The 13,895-nt window shown below is 52.7% G+C and carries 14 protein-coding genes; 11 read left to right on the top strand and 3 right to left on the bottom strand.

Features of this window, described 5'->3' with window-relative positions; translation table 11 throughout:
* Positions 1 to 194: 194 nt before the first annotated feature.
* The gene (locus ACFPVS_RS04165; protein ID WP_096295947.1) at positions 195 to 761 is read left to right on the top strand and encodes a hypothetical protein; all 567 of its coding nucleotides are present in this window, start codon (positions 195 to 197) and stop codon (positions 759 to 761) included.
* A gap of 319 nt (positions 762 to 1,080) precedes the next feature.
* Here ACFPVS_RS04165 and groL read toward each other — a convergent pair whose 3' ends face one another.
* Positions 1,081 to 2,715 (bottom strand): chaperonin GroEL, encoded by a 1,635-nt coding sequence (gene groL / locus ACFPVS_RS04160; protein WP_378595434.1) that lies wholly within the window; start codon positions 2,713 to 2,715, stop codon positions 1,081 to 1,083.
* A gap of 72 nt (positions 2,716 to 2,787) precedes the next feature.
* Positions 2,788 to 3,075 (bottom strand): co-chaperone GroES, encoded by a 288-nt coding sequence (gene groES / locus ACFPVS_RS04155; protein ID WP_095501906.1) that lies wholly within the window; start codon positions 3,073 to 3,075, stop codon positions 2,788 to 2,790.
* A gap of 372 nt (positions 3,076 to 3,447) precedes the next feature.
* On the opposite strand from groES, the gene ACFPVS_RS04150 reads away from it, so the two are divergent.
* The 10 genes from ACFPVS_RS04150 (at position 3,448) to ACFPVS_RS04105 (ending at position 13,361) form a co-directional block, all read left to right on the top strand.
* Complete coding sequence (locus ACFPVS_RS04150) at positions 3,448 to 4,446, top strand: siderophore ABC transporter substrate-binding protein (protein ID WP_378595433.1); 999 nt, start codon at positions 3,448 to 3,450, stop codon at positions 4,444 to 4,446.
* A 156-nt stretch (positions 4,447 to 4,602) separates the two neighbouring features.
* Positions 4,603 to 5,571, top strand: a complete 969-nt coding sequence (locus ACFPVS_RS04145; RefSeq protein WP_096295948.1) for an ABC transporter permease — start codon at positions 4,603 to 4,605, stop codon at positions 5,569 to 5,571.
* A gap of 184 nt (positions 5,572 to 5,755) precedes the next feature.
* On the top strand, positions 5,756 to 7,051 hold the full coding sequence (bioA, locus tag ACFPVS_RS04140) for an adenosylmethionine--8-amino-7-oxononanoate transaminase (RefSeq protein WP_378595432.1): 1,296 nt from the start codon (positions 5,756 to 5,758) through the stop codon (positions 7,049 to 7,051).
* Entirely contained in the window at positions 7,038 to 8,204 is a 1,167-nt protein-coding gene (locus tag ACFPVS_RS04135; RefSeq protein ID WP_096295949.1) for an aminotransferase class I/II-fold pyridoxal phosphate-dependent enzyme, read from the top strand. The genes bioA and ACFPVS_RS04135 overlap by 14 nt, the downstream gene beginning before the upstream one ends.
* Positions 8,205 to 8,612: 408 nt before the next feature.
* Positions 8,613 to 9,254 (top strand): DUF452 family protein, encoded by a 642-nt coding sequence (locus ACFPVS_RS04130; RefSeq protein ID WP_096296194.1) that lies wholly within the window; start codon positions 8,613 to 8,615, stop codon positions 9,252 to 9,254.
* On the top strand, positions 9,251 to 10,009 hold the full coding sequence (locus ACFPVS_RS04125; protein WP_096295950.1) for a methyltransferase domain-containing protein: 759 nt from the start codon (positions 9,251 to 9,253) through the stop codon (positions 10,007 to 10,009). Before ACFPVS_RS04130 ends, ACFPVS_RS04125 begins: the two co-directional genes overlap by 4 nt.
* A gap of 137 nt (positions 10,010 to 10,146) precedes the next feature.
* Entirely contained in the window at positions 10,147 to 10,788 is a 642-nt protein-coding gene (bioD, locus tag ACFPVS_RS04120; RefSeq protein ID WP_096295951.1) for a dethiobiotin synthase, read from the top strand.
* 71 nt (positions 10,789 to 10,859) lie between these two features.
* Positions 10,860 to 11,834: an iron chelate uptake ABC transporter family permease subunit gene (locus ACFPVS_RS04115; RefSeq protein ID WP_096295952.1), complete on the top strand. Its 975-nt coding sequence runs from the start codon at positions 10,860 to 10,862 to the stop codon at positions 11,832 to 11,834.
* A gap of 68 nt (positions 11,835 to 11,902) precedes the next feature.
* Positions 11,903 to 12,526, top strand: coding sequence for an FmdE family protein (locus ACFPVS_RS04110; RefSeq protein ID WP_123803579.1), 624 nt, complete (start codon positions 11,903 to 11,905; stop codon positions 12,524 to 12,526).
* Positions 12,527 to 12,602: 76 nt separating this feature from the next.
* Positions 12,603 to 13,361 (top strand): iron ABC transporter ATP-binding protein, encoded by a 759-nt coding sequence (locus ACFPVS_RS04105; RefSeq protein ID WP_096295954.1) that lies wholly within the window; start codon positions 12,603 to 12,605, stop codon positions 13,359 to 13,361.
* A 60-nt stretch (positions 13,362 to 13,421) separates the two neighbouring features.
* On the opposite strand, the gene ACFPVS_RS04100 is transcribed toward ACFPVS_RS04105, so the two are convergent.
* Positions 13,422 to 13,886, bottom strand: a complete 465-nt coding sequence (locus ACFPVS_RS04100; protein ID WP_096295955.1) for a YchJ family protein — start codon at positions 13,884 to 13,886, stop codon at positions 13,422 to 13,424.
* Positions 13,887 to 13,895 lie beyond the last annotated feature (9 nt).

Here is a 13,895-nt window from a genome sequence, read left to right as displayed (position 1 = left end):
GCCTTATTTGACAAAAATATTCATAAAACAACTAAACTCATGTTTTATATTGAATTAAAATTTCATGATTTTGCCGTGATTTCCGGCATTTTCTGCGAATTTATTTTATCAAGCCGTCTGAAAACAGAATCATGGTCGCGTATCCTGTTTTTAAGCTACAATAGCAGTTTGCCCTTTCGATAAAAAACACACACATGCTTTACCAATTTTTAAAAGATATGCTGGATATTCTGCGCCTGCGCTACCGATCGCCGATGGAATATCTCTACACGCTGCCGGTAATCGCCGCCGTGTTGTTACTGCTGGGTATCATCAATGCGGCCAGCATGTCGCCTTTATTCGGCCAAGAACCCGCCGCGATAGTGTTTGCGGTTTTACTCACCATCGTCAAATGGCTGGTATTAAGCCGCGCCATGCGTACGGTGATTCATTATTACGGCGGCACGCCACGCTTGCCCTTATGGGGTTTCACTTTGGCTTCCGAAGCCTTAGCGATTCCTATGCTGGCTTTGTTTTATGTCCCTCAACTGGCCACGCTGGCACTGTTTTACCAAGCCTGGAGCTTTGGGGCGCAAGCCATTGGCTTCATGAAAATGGGCAATGTTTCGGGCTGGAAAATCATGTTGGGTTATCTTTTATATTTCCTCGGCACGCTGGCCGTCGGCTCGGTTTTGCTGATTTTGTTTATCCAAGCAGGCTGGATGGATGCCGACACCTTGAACCAACAATTGCAAGCCATTATGCAGACTAAAGATTCTTAAATAGATAGAGGCCGTCTGAAACGTTTCAGACGGCCTCTAAACTTATAGCTTGCAACCCTACTATTTATAATTTCTACGCAGTTGGGGGAGTTTAGACATTCAAATTACTGCCATAGCCAAATATCCTGAACCCATATCTGGGTTCCCGTCTGTACTAGGGCGGCTGGGCAGATTTGTGTAGCTAATGCGGCTTAAAATTTCTGAAAAGTTACAAGTTTTACAAAAATTTCAATCTTATTGTATGCACACAAAAAAATCCCACACAACCAAAAGCGTGTGGGATTTTCCTTTTACAATCTGAAATGTTGAGACGGCCTTATTACATCATGCCGCCCATACCACCCATGCCGCCCATATCAGGCATAGCAGGTTTGTCTTCAGGGATTTCGGCAATCATGCAGTCAGTAGTCAGCATCAAACCGGCAATCGATGCGGCATGTTGCAATGCAGAACGGGTCACTTTAGCCGGATCCAACACACCCATCTCAATCATGTCACCGTATTCGCCGCTGCCTGCGTTGTAGCCATAGTTGCCTTGACCTTCCAACACTTTGTTTACCACCACGCTTGGCTCGCCGCCGGCATTGGCCACGATTTGACGCAGCGGAGACTCAATCGCGCGCAATACGATTTGTACGCCTGCATCTTGGTCGGCATTGCCGGTGTGCAGGTTTTCCAAAGCCGAACGGGCACGCAGCAAGGCCACACCACCGCCTGCTACCACACCTTCTTCAACCGCAGCACGGGTTGCATGCAGCGCGTCTTCCACGCGGTCTTTCTTCTCTTTCATTTCCACTTCGGTTGCGGCACCGACTTTAATCACCGCCACGCCGCCGGCCAATTTGGCCACGCGCTCTTGCAGTTTTTCACGGTCGTAGTCGCTGGTGGCCACTTCTATTTGTTGACGGATTTCCGCCACACGGCCTTCGATTTGAGCGGCATCACCGAAACCATCAATAATGGTGGTGTTTTCTTTGCCGATTTCAATGCGTTTGGCTTGACCCAAATCTTCCAAAGTGGCTTTTTCCAAAGACAAGCCTACTTCTTCTGAAATCACTTGGCCGCCGGTCAAAATGGCGATGTCTTGCAACATGGCTTTGCGGCGGTCGCCAAAGCCCGGGGCTTTCACGGCCACGGTTTTCAGGATGCCGCGGATGTTGTTCACCACCAAAGTTGCCAAGGCTTCACCTTCAACGTCTTCAGCAATGATCAGCAGCGGACGGCTGGTTTTGGCGATTTGTTCCAAAACAGGCAGCAAATCGCGGATGTTGCTGATTTTTTTGTCGAACAACAATACAAACGGATTATCCAAGGCGGCGATTTGTTTTTCGGCATCGTTGATGAAGTATGGTGACAGATAGCCGCGGTCGAACTGCATACCTTCAACCACATCCAACTCGTTTTCCAACGATTTGCCGTCTTCTACGGTAATCACGCCTTCTTTACCGACTTTTTCCATCGCTTCGGCAATGATTTGGCCGACTTGCTCGTCAGAGTTAGCCGAAATCGAACCCACTTGGGCAATTTCTTTAGAAGTGTCGCAAGGTTTCGCGATGTTTTTCAATTCCTCCACCAAAGCGGCTACTGCTTTATCGATACCGCGTTTCAGATCGGTCGGGTTCATACCGGCGGTAACGTATTTCATGCCTTCTGCCACGATGGCTTGCGCCAATACGGTCGCGGTAGTGGTACCGTCACCAGCCACATCGTTGGTTTTAGAAGCCACTTCTTTCACCATTTGTGCGCCCATGTTTTCGAATTTGTCTTTCAATTCGATTTCTTTGGCGACAGTCACGCCGTCCTTGGTGATGTGCGGGCCGCCGAATGCGCGATCCAATACCACGTTGCGGCCTTTAGGGCCTAAGGTTACACGCACGGCGTTGGCTAAAGTGTTGACACCGTTAACCATTTTCTGGCGAACTTCGCTACCGAATTGTACGTCTTTTGCTGTCATTTATATGCTCCAATAAATTATCTGGTTGGCGGCCGTCTGAACCTTGTCAGAAGACCTAAATATGAAATGGGATTATTCTACAATTGCAAAAATGTCTTCTTCTCGCATCACCAACAGCTCTTCGCCGTCGGCCTTCACGGTTTGGCCGCTGTATTTGCCGAAAATCACTTTGTCGCCGACTTTCACATCCAAAGCACGGCGTTGGCCGTCGCGGCCTACTTTGCCTGCACCCACGGCAACCACTTCACCCATATCAGGTTTTTCGGCCGCAGCACCCGGCAACACAATGCCTGATGCGGTTTTTTCTTCAGCTTCAACGCGTTTTACCACTACGCGGTCATGTAAAGGACGGATGGTCATGTAATATTCTCCAAAAAAGTTATAAAAAGTTTGTTTTGAAAATTCACAGATAAAACAAAGATATCTGCTTCAGCGAAGCTAAAAATAAGGTTATCGGCGCAAAATTCAAGCCCCGATGTGCAAATTTTTCTGCGGTTAGCGTCCGATTATTTTCAATGACAAGCAACAGGCCGTCTGAAATGTTTCAGACGGCCTAATTTCATGTCTTGTTGCATGCCCATAACAAAACTTGGAAATTCATCAAATCTATGCGAAAATAAAAGAAAACCATTCTCATCATTGATACGGTTTGTAAAATCACTGCATTGCAAACACTATCTTGCCGTATCACACTTTCATTTTTTGGAGATTTTTATTTTTTGGAGATTTTTAATGTTCCGTTTAACTTCTTTGGCCGTATGCTGCGCGCTGGCCTTAAGCGCATGTTCCCCGAAACAAGAAGCCGCCCAACCGGCTGCTCCGGCCGCTTCAGGCACTTCCGCCGCTGCGGCTGCTGCCGCACCGGCTGCGCAAACTGAAGGCGCAAACCTGACGGTGAAAACCGCACGCGGTGATGTGCAAGTGCCGCAAAATCCTAAGCGCGTTGCCGTGTACGATTTGGGTATGGCCGATACGCTGCAAAAATTAGGCGTGCCAGCCGGTATGTCGATTGAAAGCACCAAAAACCTGTTGCCGTACTTGGGTGATTACCTGAAAAACACCCAGCCTGCCGGCACGTTGTTTGAGCCGGACTTTGAAGCCTTAAACAGCTACAAACCGCAATTGATCATCATCGGCAGCCGCACCGCCAAAGCCTTCGACCAGTTGAATGCGATTGCGCCGACCATCGAAATGACTGCGGAAACCGACAACCTGAAAGAAAGCGCGAAAGAGCGCATTGATGCCTTCGGTCAAATTTTCGGCAAACAAACCGAAGCTGACGCGCTGAAAGCCGAAATCGATGCTTCTTTTGACGCAGCCAAAAAAGCAGCCGAAGGCAAAGGCAAAGGCTTAGTGATTATTGTGAACGGCGGCAAAATGTCTGCTTTCGGCCCGACTTCACGCCTGGGCGGCTGGATTCATCAAGACATCGGCGTGCCTGCGGTAGACGACGCCATCAAAGAAGGCAGCCACGGCCAGCCGGTGACCTTTGAATACCTGAAAGAGAAAAATCCGGATTGGTTATTTGTGTTAGACCGTGGTGCGGCCATCGGCGAACAAGGCCAGGCAGCGAAAGATGTATTGGATAACCCGTTGGTGGCCGAAACCAACGCCTGGAAAAAAGGCCAAGTGGTGTATTTGGTGCCTGAAACCTATCTGGCTGCCGGCGGCGCGCAATCATTGCTTACCGCCAGCAAACAGCTGACCGACGCATTCAATGCCGCAAAATAAGCGTATTTGATTATTCAGACGGCCTTTGATCTGCAAAGGCCGTCTGAACGCGTTTATCGTATCGATATTTTTACCTTGGCGTTTGATTTTCAGACGGCCTTTGCAGATCAAAGGCCGTCTGAAAATAAAATGCACTCTAATGAATAAACGAAACCCATGTTCAAAACCGCCCTTTCTTTAAACCTAGCCAGCATCTTTACCCTGATTGTGCTGTTTTTCATCAGCCTGTCGGTCGGTGTGGCCAGTTTCGACTGGCGCAATCTGTTCGATATGTCCGACAGCATCCAGCTGATGTGGGTGAGCCGCTTGCCGCGCACGTTCGCGATTGTGTTGACCGGTGCGTCGATGGCGGTGGCGGGCATGATTATGCAGATTTTGATGCGCAACCGTTTTGTCGAGCCGTCGATGGTGGGGGCGAGCCAGAGTGCGTCTTTAGGCTTGCTGCTGATGGCGTTGTTTGCGCCTTCCGCTGCATTGCTGGTGAAAATGTCGGCAGCGGCGGTAGCGGCGATGGTGGGGATGTTGGTGTTTATGGCGCTCATCCGCCGACTGCCGCCGACCGCGCAATTGATGGTGCCGCTGGTGGGGATTATTTTCGGCGGCGTGATTGAATCGGTGGCGGTATTTATCGCTTATGAAACGGATATGCTGCAAATGCTGACTGTGTGGCAGCAAGGCGATTTTTCGGGGGTGTTGCTGGGGCGTTATGAATTGCTGTGGCTCACCGGCGCGTTGGCGGTGTTTGCCTATCTGATTGCCGACCAACTCACCATCATCGGTTTGGGCGAAACGGTAAGCGTGAACTTGGGCTTAAACCGCAATACCATTTTGTGGGCAGGTTTGATTATCGTCGCGCTGATTACCTCGCTGGTGGTGGTAACGGTGGGCAATATCCCGTTTATCGGATTAGTCGTGCCCAATATCATCAGCCGCCTGATGGGCGACAAGCTGCGGCAAAGCCTGCCGGCAGTGGCCTTGACGGGCGCGTCTCTGGTGTTGCTGTGCGACATTATCGGCCGCTTGGTGGTGTTTCCGTTTGAGATTCCGGTATCGGTGGTTTTCGGCGTGGCCGGTACGGTGTTATTCTTAGGTTTATTATTGAGAAAACCTGCCCATGCCGTCTGAAACTTTTCAGACAGCCTAAAGGCTGTCGGCAATGAACGCAACAGCGGTGTTTTTGGTCAAAAATCCGCATCTGCGTCGTTAAAAATGCGCGCAAGGTGTTCAACCTTGCTGCGCTTTTTGCCTCAAAAAACCGCTTCATTGCTCAATTGTCGGCAGACCCCAGATTAAAGAATACCGAATAAATATGCACACCGATCACCTGCTTCATATCGACAAACACCACATCTGGCACCCTTACACGTCCATGACCGAACCGCTTCCGGTTTACCCGGTGGCGCGTGCCGACGGCGTGATGATAACCCTTTCAGACGGCCGCCACTTGGTTGACGGCATGTCTTCGTGGTGGGCGGCGCTGCACGGCTATAATCACCCGCGTTTGAATGCGGCTGCCACAGCGCAATTGGAACAAATGAGCCACATCATGTTTGGCGGCCTGACCCACGAGCCGGCAGTGCGGCTGACCGAATTATTATTAAGCATTCTGCCGCCGCCGTTAAACAAGGTTTTTTATGCCGACAGCGGCTCGGTAGCGGTTGAGGTGGCGATGAAAATGGCGCTGCAATATCAGCAAGCCATCGGGCAGCCTGAGCGCAACCGTTTTGCCGCCATCCGTGTCGGCTATCACGGCGACACTTGGCATGCGATGTCGGTTTGCGATCCGGTCACCGGTATGCACGGTTTGTTTGGCAGCAGCTTGCCGGTGCAATATTTCCTGCCGCAACCTGCCGTCAAATTCGGCGAGCCGTGGTGTGATGAAGCGATTGAACCTTTGCGCCATCTGTTGGCAACACACGGTCACAAAATCGCTGCGCTGATTGTGGAACCGATTGTACAAGGTGCGGGCGGCATGTATTTTTATTCGCCGGTTTACCTGCAACAAGCGCGTGAATTGTGTTCGGCGCATGGTGTGTTGCTGGTGTTTGACGAAATCGCCACCGGCTTTGGCCGCACCGGCAAACTGTTTGCGCTGGAACACGCCGGCACCGTACCCGATATTGTCTGCTTGGGCAAAGCGCTCACCGGCGGCTATCTCACGCTTTCGGCCACCATCACCACCGCCCAAGTGGCCGAAGCCATTTCATCGGGCGCGGCGGGCTGCTTTATGCACGGCCCAACTTTTATGGCCAACCCGCTGGCCTGCGCCGTGGCTGCCGAATCGGTTGCCATGCTGCTGGAAAGCCCGTGGCAGGAGCGCATTGCCTGCATTGAAGCGCAATTGCGGCAGGATTTGGCGGTTGCAGCCGAATGGGCATGCGTGGCAGAAGTGCGCGTGTTGGGTGCCATCGGGGTGATTGAAATGAAGGCGCCGGTCAACATGGCTTCTTTGCAGGCGCGGCTGGTGGCGCACGGCATTTGGGTGCGTCCGTTTGGCAAACTGGTTTACCTGATGCCGCCTTTTATCATTACGCCGGACGAGTTGGCTCAATTAACCCACGGCCTGCTGGCCGCTTTGGCGGAGGAATACGGTGCAACACTTTAAACACGCGCTAGAGGAATTAAAAGCCCAAGACCGTTTGCGCCGTCTGCCCGATTTGCCGCAACAAGGCCGCTATATTGTTTCAGACGGCCTCAAGCTGCTGAATTTATCGTCTAACGATTATCTCGGTTTGGCACACGACAAAGCCCTGCGGCATGAATTCTTAAACAGCGAAGCCTGCCGCAATCTGCCGTGGTCGTCGTCTTCATCGCGGCTGCTGACCGGCGGCTTTCCGATTTATCAGGAGCTGGAAGCATTGCTGGCGGCGCGTTATCAGCGCGAAGCAGCTTTATTGTTCAACAGCGGCTATCATGCCAATGTCGGCATTCTGCCTGCGCTGGCCGACAAAAAAACGCTGATTTTGGCCGATAAATGGGTACATGCCAGCCTGATTGACGGCATTCGCTTAAGCGGCGCCGATTATCTGCGCTACCGCCACAATGATTACGCCCAGCTTGAACGCCTGCTCGAACAACGCGCCGCCGATTACCGCTGCGTCATCATCGTGACCGAAAGCCTGTTCAGCATGGATGGCGACACAGCCGACCTGCCGCATTTGGTGCGCCTGAAAAAACGCTACGGCCATGTATTGCTTTATGTCGATGAAGCCCATGCCGTCGGCGCATACGGCGAAACCGGTTTGGGCTTGGCAGAAATGCAGGACTGCGTGGCCGACATCGACATCTTAACCGGCACATTCGGCAAGGCATTGGCTTCGGTGGGTGCGTTTGCCGTGTGCAGCGGTTTGATCAAAGAATACCTGACCAACCACATGCGCACCTTGATTTTTTCCACCGCCCTGCCGCCGGTAAATATGGCGTGGACCCATTTTGTATTCCGGCAGCTGCCCGGGATGAAGGCGCGCCGAGAGCGTTTGGCCGGCATCAGCCGGCGTCTGCGTGAAGCCGTGGCAGCGCATCACCCGTCGCCCATGCCGGCGGCGGCAAACAGCCACATTATTCCCTGCGTACTCGGCAGCAACGGAGCAGCGGTAAAACAGGCGCAAGCATGGCAAAAACAAGGTTATTACTGTCTGCCGATTCGTCCGCCGACCGTGCCGCCGGGCAGCGCGCGCGTGCGGCTGTCGCTCACGGCCGACATCAGCGACGATGAATTAGACGGGTTTATCCAGACGCTGGGGATTGTTGACAATTAACCAACGAAGCGGTTTTGGTCAGAAATCCCCGTTTGCGTCGTTAACAATGCGCACAAGGTGTTCAAGCTTGTTTCAGCACACGACAAAAAATGATTTTCGTAGGTCGGGCATTTATGCCCGACATGATGATGGTGTATGGTGTCGTGCATCAATGCCCTGCCCACAGATTGTCTTGTACTAGGGGCTGTCGACATTTAACCGACGAAGCGGTTTTTTGAGGCAAAAACCGCGTATGCAAGGCAAAAAGCGTAGCAAGGTTAAACACCTTGCGCGCATTGTTAACACCGCAGATGCGGATTTTTGACCAAAAACACCGCCGTTGCATTAATGATCGGCAGATCCCAAACAAAACGGCTGCCTAAAATCATCACAGGCCGTCTGAAACATCATGAAAAGAACACGACCACCATGCATACCCGATTGATTTCCCAACCGAATGCAGACACGCTTTTGGTTTATTTCGCCGGCTGGGGTACGCCCGACAGCGTAGCGGAAGCCATGGCCCCCGCTGCCGATGTGTTGTTGTGCAGCGATTACCGCGACACCGTTTTAAATTTCGACTTCAGCCGCTACCGCCGCATCGGCGTGTTGGCATGGTCGATGGGCGTTTGGGTTGCCGAACGCGCCATGCAGGGCGTGAAAGTAGATTGGGCGGCGGCTGTAAACGGCACAGGCTTTCCCTACGACGACCAATTCGGCATTCCCTGCGCCGTATTCGACCAAACCCTAGCCCGCTTCGACGAACGCAACCGCGCCAAATTCGAACAGCGCATGTGCGCCGATGCCGACAGTCTGGCACACTACCGCCGGCTTGACGGCCACCGCAGCCAACAGAGCCTGCATGACGAATTAAGTTTTCTGCATCAGGCCGTGCAAGCCGACCACCACACCGATTTATTGATTTGGCACGAAGCATGGATAGGCGCGCGCGACCGCATTATTCCGGCGGCCAACCAATCGGCCTACTGGCAATCGCGCTGCCCCGTCATCGAATTTGACGGCGGCCATTATCCATATACGCATTGGCCGCGTTGGAACGAAGCAACATGATGCCCGACAAACAACGTATCGCCGCGCGTTTTGCCGCCGCCACGCCGCATTACGACCGCCATGCCGAAGCGCAAAAAATCATTCACGGCGAGCTGGATAAATGGCTGGCACTTTACGCGTCCGAGCGTGTCGCCAAAATACTGGAAATCGGCTGCGGCACCGGCCTATTCAGCCGCCTGTTGGCGCAGCGTTTCCCGCAGGCAAAGCTGGTTTTAAACGATTTGGATGCCGCTTGCGCACCGGATTGGCCATACAACAGGCCGTCTGAAACGGAATACCGTTTCGGTGATGCCGAAGCCATCGATTTAGGCCGCGGCTACGACATTATTGCTTCCGCTTCCGCGCTGCAATGGCTGGCGCGGCCTGATGTGTTTGTCCGGCACGCGGCGCAAAGATTGGTTTCAGACGGCCTGTTGTTGTTTAACACGTTTACGCCCGACAATCTGCATCCCATCCGCGCGCTCACCGGCAGAGGCCTGCATTATCCGGCGGCGGCAGAATGGGCAGCTTGGTTGCACCGCGACTACGACATTCTGGCGCTTGAGCAGCACACGATTACGCTGGCTTTCGATACCCCGCGCGATGCCTTGCGCCACCTGCAATACACCGGGGTTACCGCCACCAATACCGGTTTTGTGTGGACGAAACAGCACCTACAGAATTTTGAAACGCAATACCGCGCGCACCATGCCCTTCCTGATGGCCGAGTCAGTTTGGATTACACGCCGCTTTATATCGCCGCCCGCAAAAAATAAACCGCCTGCCGTATTAGGGAGTAGTTGACCGCGTTGCGGCGGTATTTTTGGTTAAAATCCGCTTCACAAGCATTCTGACTACACTCCCTAACAAGGCCGTCTGAAAGGCAAACGCGCACGGCCTCAAAAGGAAAATCATGGGAAAAGTATTGTTTATCAGCGGCATCGATACCGATGTCGGTAAAACCGTGGCCACCGGCGTATTGGCCAAGCAATTGGCCGCACAAGGCCACCGCGTGATTACGCAAAAAATGATGCAAACCGGCTGCACAGGATTATCGGTCGATTTGCAGACACACCGCCGCATTCAAGGCATCGCTTGGTTGCCCGAAGACCTCGACGGCACCACTTGCCCTTATGTGTTCGCGCATCCATGTTCGCCGCATTTGGCCGCCGCTTTGGAACAAACGGAAATTGACGATACGCGCATCACCGCCGCCACCGAGCAATTGGCCGCGCATTATGATTATGTCTTACTCGAAGGTGCGGGCGGTTTGGCCGTGCCTTATCGTGACGACACAACCACACTGGATTACATCGCCCGGCAAGGTTACCCGGTGGTATTGGTGACTTCCGCCAAGCTCGGCAGCATCAACCACACGCTGCTGAGTTTGGCCGCCTGCTATATGCGCGGCATCACTTTGGATACCGTGGTTTACAACCATTATCCATGTGGCGACCAACTGATTAAAGAAGACACGCGCCGCTATTTGCGCCAGCATTTGGCCGCCCATTTTCCACTGGCAAAATGGATGGATTTGGCATTTACCGAATGGTAAAAAGAGACTTTTCAGACGGCCTCAACCCATATTGACGATTAACCCCACGAATTTAGACGACTTTGATTTGAATGAACACGCCTACTGTTCCCCTTTCACACCCAAGCAATACCAAAACATTGTGGCTGGCTTTTGCCCTGCTCATCGGCTGCTGCGCCCTGTTTTTGACCTACAACGTCAACGGCAACTGGGATTTCGCCCTGCCCCTGCGCCTGACCAAACTGGCCGTCTTGTTGCTGGTGGCTTATGCGATCGGTGTGTCGACCTTGTTATTCCAAACGCTGACCAACAACCCGATTCTCACGCCGTCGATACTTGGTTTTGATGCGCTGTATGTGTTTTTACAAACCCTGCTGGTGTTTGTGTTGGGCGGCGCCGGCTTCACTTCGCTGCCGATATTGGGCAAGTTTTCGCTGGAATTGGTGCTCATGATGGGCGGCTCTGTGCTGCTGTTTGCCACCTTGATGAAACAGGGTGGGCGCGATTTGACGCGCATGATATTGATCGGCGTGATTTTCGGCATTCTGTTCCGCAGCGCGGCCTCGCTGTTGCAGCGCATGATTGACCCCGAAGAATTTGCCGTGGCGCAAGCCTACACCTTTGCCTCGTTCAACAGCGTCAACCCGCAGCTGATTACCATCGGCGCAGTGGTGCTGCTGGCCAGCGTGGTGTTTATCTGGCGCGAACGCCACCGTTTGGATGTCTACATGCTCGGGCGTGACCAAGCAATTAATTTGGGCATCAACTATTCGCGCAACACCCTTTGGCTGCTGCTGTGGATTGCCACGCTGGTTGCCACCGCCACCGCCGTAGCCGGCCCCGTCAGCTTCTTCGGCCTGTTGGTCGTTGCGCTGGCCAACCATTTTGCGCCTAACATGAAACACGCCGTGCGCCTGCCGATGACGTTTTGCACAGCCGGCATTTTGCTGGTCGGCGGCCAAACCTTGTTCGAGCATTTTTTGGGCATGCAGGCCGTGTTGAGCGTGGTGGTCGAATTTGCCGGCGGCTTGGTGTTTTTATATTTGATTTTGAAGAAAAAGCACTGACTTCCTCTCTTAGGCTGTCTGAAACCGATTCCCTTTTCAGACGGCCTGACAAAATGAAAGGCAACATCATGCAAGCAAACCGTTTTCCCGATTTTTTCCAACAAGCCCCTGTACTGCGGATTCAAGACCCGTTGGCCGAATTTCTCGGTGCGTCAGAACAAGGCTTGCTCGAATACCGCTATGAAGATGCGGTAAAACTGTGCGGTCACTCCTGCCCGACCGTGGCCGGAGCATATCTGATGGTCGTGAAAGGATTACAAGCCTTATACGGCGACGATATTCCGCAACGCGGCGACATGGAAGCTGCCATGCAGGGGCAGCGCAACGAAGGCACTACCGGCGTGACTGCTGCCGTCGTACAACTGCTTACCGGTGCCGCACCGGAAACCGGATTCGGCGGCATTGGTATGCAAGGCCGCTTTGCCCGCCGTAATTTGCTGCAATTCGGCGCCGACATCAAGGGAACTTTATTGCTGCGGCGCAAAGACACCGGCCAGGCCGTCAGTGTACACCTCAACAGTCATTTATCGCCTTTTGCTGAAGAAATGCGTGCACTGCTGCCCAAAGCCGTCGGTGGCACCGCCACACCGGAAGAACACCGCCGTTTCGGTGAACTGTGGCAAGCGCGCGTTAAAGCCTTTTTGATTGACTTGGCCGACGACCCGCAATTCATTGAAATTGAAGAAATTTAATTATCAACACGCAAACTGCTTTTCAGACGGCCTGATGATTCAACCGCCAACCGCTAACTCCTAATGCTTCAACACCATGATTAAAATCCAAAATGTCAGCCACAAAATCGGCAACAACCTTATCTTAAACGACGTGTCCCTTGATATTCCGCAAGGCGGCATTACCGCGCTGATCGGCCCCAACGGCGCGGGCAAATCGACGCTGCTGTCGTTTATGGCGCGTTTGCAGCCGCTGACGCAGGGCAAAATCAGTTACAACGGACAAGACATCACTACCACACCAACGGCCGAGCTGGCCAAAACCCTGTCGATTCTGACGCAGGAAAACAGCATCATGAGCCGCATTACCGTGCGTGATTTGCTGATATTCGGGCGTTATCCGTATCATCGGGGCAGGCCGTCTGAAGAAGATAAAGCGATTGTGGAAAAAGCATTGCACCGCTTCCAATTGGAATCATTTGCCAACCGCTATTTGACCGAACTCTCCGGCGGCCAGCGCCAGCGCGCGATGATTGCGATGGTATTCTGCCAAAGCACGGATTATGTGTTGCTCGACGAGCCGTTAAACAATCTCGACATGTATCACGCCCGCTCGCTGATGCAGCTTTTGCAACACCTGACCCACGAACACCGGCGCACAACCGTTGTGGTGTTGCACGACATCAACCAAGCCGCGGCTTATGCGGATTATGTGGTGGCGATGAAAAACGGCCGGGTCGCGCTGCAAGGCACGCCGAACGATGTGTTCACCAAGGAAAATATTCTGGATTTGTTTGATATGGATGTGGACGTATTGGACTACGAAGGGAAGAAATTGGTGGTGCACCACGTTTGATTTTGATGCGGATAACTCAATCAAGGCCGTCTGAACGATATTGTTTCAGACGGCCTTGTTTTATTTAAAAAACCGCCCGCAGCAAGCCTTAAATTTTTTATCCGAGCCACAAATACACGGCTGCTTCATGGTCGGCAGCGGCACGGTCGGATTGATGAAATACCAGCGCCCGTCAATCTTCACAAAAGCCGACAATTCATGGTGATGCTGCGCTTCGCCTGCGTCCTGAAAATGTGCGATAAATTCAACTTGCGCATGTTTTTTACCGATGTTAGGCACATGGTTTAACACGTCCAGCCCCTGCCAATCGGTTTCGCGGCTCCACGCCAGCATATCGGCGGTATCCAATAATCCCTGCTGCGATGGCACGGTCGTTTGCACAATATAATCAATATTTTGCAGCGTATAAGCGCTATAGCGCGAGCGCATCAGTTCTTCGGCGGTAGCGGGCAATGTTTGTTGCGTATGAAAGGGTTGGCAGCAATCGGCATAAGCGCGCTGCGATTGGCACGGACAAATCTGCATATCGGGATA

The sequence above is a fragment of the Neisseria weixii genome (assembly GCF_042658245.1).
GTDB classification, from domain to species: Bacteria; Pseudomonadota; Gammaproteobacteria; order Burkholderiales; family Neisseriaceae; genus Neisseria; species Neisseria weixii.
Note: the sequence above shows the minus strand (reverse complement) of the source record. Positions and strands in the feature narration are given on the sequence as shown.

Coding starts and splice junctions, on each gene's coding strand:
- ACFPVS_RS04165 (WP_096295947.1), top strand. CDS start 195: ATGCTTTACCAATTTTTAAAAGATATGCTGGATATTCTGCGCCTGCGC.
- groL (WP_378595434.1), bottom strand. CDS start 2,715: ATGACAGCAAAAGACGTACAATTCGGTAGCGAAGTTCGCCAGAAAATG.
- groES (WP_095501906.1), bottom strand. CDS start 3,075: ATGACCATCCGTCCTTTACATGACCGCGTAGTGGTAAAACGCGTTGAA.
- ACFPVS_RS04150 (WP_378595433.1), top strand. CDS start 3,448: ATGTTCCGTTTAACTTCTTTGGCCGTATGCTGCGCGCTGGCCTTAAGC.
- ACFPVS_RS04145 (WP_096295948.1), top strand. CDS start 4,603: ATGTTCAAAACCGCCCTTTCTTTAAACCTAGCCAGCATCTTTACCCTG.
- bioA (WP_378595432.1), top strand. CDS start 5,756: ATGCACACCGATCACCTGCTTCATATCGACAAACACCACATCTGGCAC.
- ACFPVS_RS04130 (WP_096296194.1), top strand. CDS start 8,613: ATGCATACCCGATTGATTTCCCAACCGAATGCAGACACGCTTTTGGTT.
- ACFPVS_RS04125 (WP_096295950.1), top strand. CDS start 9,251: ATGATGCCCGACAAACAACGTATCGCCGCGCGTTTTGCCGCCGCCACG.
- bioD (WP_096295951.1), top strand. CDS start 10,147: ATGGGAAAAGTATTGTTTATCAGCGGCATCGATACCGATGTCGGTAAA.
- ACFPVS_RS04115 (WP_096295952.1), top strand. CDS start 10,860: ATGAACACGCCTACTGTTCCCCTTTCACACCCAAGCAATACCAAAACA.
- ACFPVS_RS04110 (WP_123803579.1), top strand. CDS start 11,903: ATGCAAGCAAACCGTTTTCCCGATTTTTTCCAACAAGCCCCTGTACTG.
- ACFPVS_RS04105 (WP_096295954.1), top strand. CDS start 12,603: ATGATTAAAATCCAAAATGTCAGCCACAAAATCGGCAACAACCTTATC.
- ACFPVS_RS04100 (WP_096295955.1), bottom strand. CDS start 13,886: ATGCAGATTTGTCCGTGCCAATCGCAGCGCGCTTATGCCGATTGCTGC.